The sequence below is a fragment of the Draconibacterium sp. genome (assembly GCF_041583095.1).
Lineage (GTDB): Bacteria > Bacteroidota > Bacteroidia > Bacteroidales > Prolixibacteraceae > Draconibacterium.
In genome coordinates this window covers 1-3095 of sequence record NZ_JBFHGM010000406.1, presented here as the reverse complement: position 1 = coordinate 3095, position 3095 = coordinate 1, and the positions used below count along the sequence as shown (strand labels likewise).

The window sequence follows — 3095 nt, the reverse complement described above, 5'->3', positions numbered from 1 at the left end:
TAAGGAAAAGGAATTATTTCTGCTTTACTACAAAAAGCACACTGGGAAACCGTGCATTTCATACGACGACTCGGTAAAAACTGCACTGTGCTACGGCTGGATCGACGGCTTGGTAAACCGTATCGACGATGAATGTTATACACGGCGGTTCACGCCACGAAAAGAAAACAGCATATGGTCGGAGTTAAACAAAAAACGTGTGACCGAATTATTACAAGAAGGCAAAATGAAAGCTCCGGGTTTAAAACTTGTAGAAGCCGCCAAACAAAACGGACATTGGAAAAAGGGTTATTCTCATCTTAAGATTAGCCATACAATATCTGATGAGTTTAAAACAGCTTTAAACCGAAATCCTGAAGCTAAAGTATTTTTCGAGTCGCTGGCAACAAATCATAAAAACCAGTTTACTAGCTGGATTAACATGGCCAAACGTGACGAGACAAAAGAAAAGCGGATTAAGGAATCGATACAAGTTTTAAAATCAGGGAAAAAACTTGGTTTAAAGTAAACTCTCTGCGGTTTTACGGTATAACTCACAACAAAGTAAACACCATCCAGGAAAAAAAGAAAGGCGTACATATTGGCATGCACACCTTTCCTCTGCTTACAATATTCTTAGCAGAGATCCTGCCAATGGTTAAAAATATCAGGAAATCATTTTATTAAAAATATCCAGTTGCTCTTTCATTGCAGAAATTCGATCGGCCGGAGAAGTACGGGCTTCCAGCAATATCCATCCATCGTATTTCATGTCCACAAATAAATCCATGAGCTGCTGATAAGGATAGTCGCCTACATTGAGTTCGCGAATGTGCACTGTATCGCCAAAGTATTTTTTCACCGAATTAAAGTTGGCTTCCAGTCCCGGTGGCAGTAAATCCTGTTCGTTACAATTCCAGCACATTTTTACGCTTTTTTCAGTCACCTGATCAAAAATGGCTTTCATGTTTGGTATTTCCTGCGAAACATTACCATGCACTTCAACGCGAATTACCTGCCCCAAATCTTTAGCAGCTTTACCACACTCGTTTAAAGCAGCTGCAATTTGCGAAATGGTTTTTTCTCGTGGTACTTCGGTTGGAATGCCGTTTGGTTTCACTTTTACACCGGTGGCACCAATATCGGCACACAATTTCAGGTATTCAATGGTATCCTGAATATTCTTTTTTACAAGGCCCTGATCAACGTGGTGATAATCGAAGTTTGCCCCGTAGCCAACACAAGTTACCGGACTGTCGGCAAACCGTTTTTTAACTTCTAGCCGCTCTTTCTGGCTCAACACTGTTTCTACTCCGTGGGCATGTTCCGTACGAAGTTCGACACCCATATAACCTGTTTTTTCGCAATTCGCAATTAAGGTTGGTAAATCCCAGTCTTTTCCCCACTGGTAGGTTACCAAACCCAGTTTCATTTTCGATTTGCGCAACATGGCCTGAGCCGCCATTGGATCAACCAAACTCAGTCCGGCGCCGGCAATAAAACTATTCTGTATAAATTTTCTTCGCGATTTATTCATCACTTTAATTTTTAAGGATGCCCATTATTTTCCGGCATATTCATCTGCCAGTTTATTTATTTCTTCATCGCTTAAATCGGCGGCAGCAACCACCAGCCGGTATTTAAACGTAACCGAGTCGCCTTTATTCAGGCTGAAGTTCAATTCTTTTTCGCCATTTGAGAATATTTTCTGTCCCAGCGTATTGGCAGCAAACAAACCATAGTCGCGCGCATGCCAATAGGTAGGGTATCCCACATTTTTAGGATGATCGATAATAACCAATGAAACAGGTTCGCCCTTAATTTCGCTCGACAATTTCATCCATCGGCAGCGGGTGCCCCATACTTCTCCGCCTTCAACACCTTCTGCACTTCGGTAATTGCCTTTCACATAGGTGTTATCCATGTTTTTCACTTCGGTAACTACACCGTGAGAATCCATTAATTTGGTTGGTTTGTCACTTGGCAACTCCAGTTCGCGAGCCACACGAATGGCAAACATTCCCTCTTTGTTGTCGGTAAATTTCACCTCATCGATAAGTGCTTTTAAAGTGGTTGTACGGTCGATTATGCGTATGTTTTTTTTCGCCGTAAATGTGAATTTTGTATCGTCGGAAAGCATAGCCGTATTATCAGGAGATTTCCACACTGATTCAGTTTCCAGAACTGCTTTTCCTTTTCCACCTTTGGCTTTCGTTAATGATTGATGGGAAATAACACCATAATCCACCTTTTTATAAGCAGGAATGGCTTCAGAATTGTTCCAGAAATCGAGCCCGTTAACATCGCCGTAATTCAGCCATATTCCTACGTGGTGCGGATGATCTGTCCGATCACCTTCCTTGTTTATAAGAGGGAAACTGCGTGTTAGCATATTTCCGGCAGGCGACATTACAGGCCACAACACCGGTTTCATAATATTGTCAGGATAGATGTATGACGTGAACAACTTTCCATCGATGTTTACATCTATTTTTTTTGCGGCCTCGTCAACTTTAAAATCAATGGTTTGTTGCGAATAACAATTACTAAACAGGAGTAAGGAGCCAGCTGTAATTGCCATTATCAGTAGCGTTTTAAATTTCATAGTTTTGGTATTTATATGGCTGGAAATGCGATGTAACCTCGCTTGGCTTACATCGCATTTTGCTCAAGTTCAATTGATTAATTCAAATATAAAAGGGAAATTGCTACACCATATTTGGAACAACATAACCTTCCCTGTAATTCCGTGTAAGCATTTCATCTGCTTCCGGATCATTAACAAACTGTTCGGCATGAGGATTAAATGTCAGTACTTTACCCAAACGATAAGCAATGTTACCCAAATGCGCCAACCCGGAAGACAGGTGTGCTGTTTCAACCGGTGCATTTAAAAGGGTTTTGTCGTGGGCACGAACAGCTTCAATAAAATTAGCAAAGTGCCCGTCGGTACCGCCGGCTCCCCTATCCATTCCGGTTGCTGCAACACCACCATCGTCGCCTGATTTTCCGGGTTCCCTATTGCGTCCCAAGTACGATTTGTATTTATCGTAACCATCTACTACAATAATTCCTTTTTCGCCATAGAAAATATTACCAACAGTTGCACCTTCTTC

General features: G+C 41.6%; 3 protein-coding genes and 1 pseudogene. 1 reads left to right on the top strand and 3 read right to left on the bottom strand.

The window, feature by feature from the left end:
• A partial coding sequence (locus ABZB17_RS21850; protein ID WP_372653665.1) for a YdeI family protein occupies nt 1-508 on the top strand: 508 nt, incomplete at its 5' end.
• A 138-nt stretch (nt 509-646) separates the two neighbouring features.
• Here ABZB17_RS21850 and ABZB17_RS21845 read toward each other — a convergent pair.
• From ABZB17_RS21845 to ABZB17_RS21835, 3 genes and pseudogenes are all read right to left on the bottom strand, one after another.
• Nucleotides 647-1516 carry a sugar phosphate isomerase/epimerase family protein gene (locus ABZB17_RS21845; RefSeq protein WP_372653662.1) on the bottom strand — a complete coding sequence of 290 codons (870 nt, stop codon included), beginning with the start codon at nt 1514-1516 and terminating at the stop codon, nt 647-649.
• Between the two features lie 24 nt (nt 1517-1540).
• Nucleotides 1541-2560 (bottom strand): PmoA family protein, encoded by a 1020-nt coding sequence (locus tag ABZB17_RS21840; protein WP_372653659.1) that lies wholly within the window; start codon nt 2558-2560, stop codon nt 1541-1543.
• Nucleotides 2561-2687: 127 nt separating this feature from the next.
• Nucleotides 2688-3095, bottom strand: a pseudogene (locus tag ABZB17_RS21835) (hypothetical protein); the annotation flags it as partial.